Source organism: Streptomyces sp. NPDC044719, assembly GCF_056433405.1.
The window spans coordinates 1-1,291 of sequence record NZ_JBWKHE010000033.1 but is presented as its reverse complement, the minus strand read 5'-3'; the positions used below and the strand labels follow the sequence as shown (position 1 = coordinate 1,291).

At 72.0% G+C, this 1,291-nt stretch carries 1 protein-coding gene; it reads right to left on the bottom strand.

What is annotated here, in order from left to right:
• On the bottom strand, nt 1–1,291 hold a 1,291-nt coding region (locus tag AC07DF_RS41330), incomplete at both ends, for a polyketide synthase dehydratase domain-containing protein (RefSeq protein ID WP_478982772.1).

Genomic DNA, 1,291 nt, shown 5'->3' with positions numbered 1-1,291 from the left:
CCCCCAACACCCCACCCACCGACTCACGCACCCCACCCGCCAGCCCACCCGACTCCACCGACACACACGGCAACACCACGAACTCCGCAACCGGCCCAGCACCCAGACCACCCAGACCACCCTCCCCAAGAACCACCCACCGCTCCGACGAAACCGAAGAGACCGGGGAATCCGAAGAAGCCGAAGAAGCCGAAGAAGCGGAAGCGGCCGATGCGCCCCCCGGCTCACCCGCTGACACTGGCGTCCACGAAATCGCGAACAGAGACTCCTGGTCGGCACTGGTCGCCTGCCGCAGCTGCCCGGGGGCGACCGTTCGGGTGAGCAGGGCATCCACGAGGGCCACCGGCCGGCCCTCGGTGTCGGCGAGGCGCACGGACACCGTGTCCGGGCCGGCCGGGGACAGGTGAACGCGGAGGTTCGTCGCACCCTGGGCGAACAGCGTCACGCCGTTCCAGGTGAACGGCAACCGCACCCGGACATCGCCGCGGTCGGCCGCCAGACCCGCGTGCAGGGCCGCGTCCAGCAGCGCGGGATGGATACCGAATCCTGCCGCGCCGTCGGCCTGGTCCTCGGGCAGGCCGACCTCGGCGAAGACGTCCTCCCCGCGCCGCCACGCGGCCCGCAGCCCCCGGAACACCGACCCGTAGCCGTAGCCCGAGGCGGCCAGGTCCTCGTAGAAGCCGTCCAGGGCCAACGGCTGCGCACCGGCCGGGGGCCACTCCATGAGGTCGAACGACTCGCCCGCGGGCTCGGGGGCGAGCATGCCGTTGGCATACCGGGTCCATTCCCGGCTCCCGGCCGGCCGGGAGTGCACGCTCAGCGAGCGCCGGCCGGACGGGTCCTCCGCGCCCACCCGCACCTGCACGGCGACCGTTCCGTTTTCGGGGATCGTCAGTGGTGCTTCGAGCGTCAGTTCCTCGACCAGACCGCATCCGACCTCGTCTCCGGCCCGGACGGCGAGTTCCACCCACGCCGTGCCCGGCAGCAGCACCACGCCGTCCACCACGTGGTCGAGCAACCAGGGATGCGTGCTTGCGGAAAGCCGTCCGGTCAGTACGACACCCTGGTCCTCGGCCAGTTCCACCGCCGCCCCCAGCACCGGGTGGCGTGCCGCGTCGAGGCCGAGGGCATCGGGGTCGCTGCCGTCCGAACGCGCATCCTCCAGCCAGTAGCGTCGGCGCTGGAAGGCATACGTGGGCAGCTCCACCCGCTGCCCGCCGGGCAGCAGCGCCGTCCAGTCGACATCGGCACCATGGACGTAGGCCTGCGCCACCGAGGTGGCGAAGCGCTC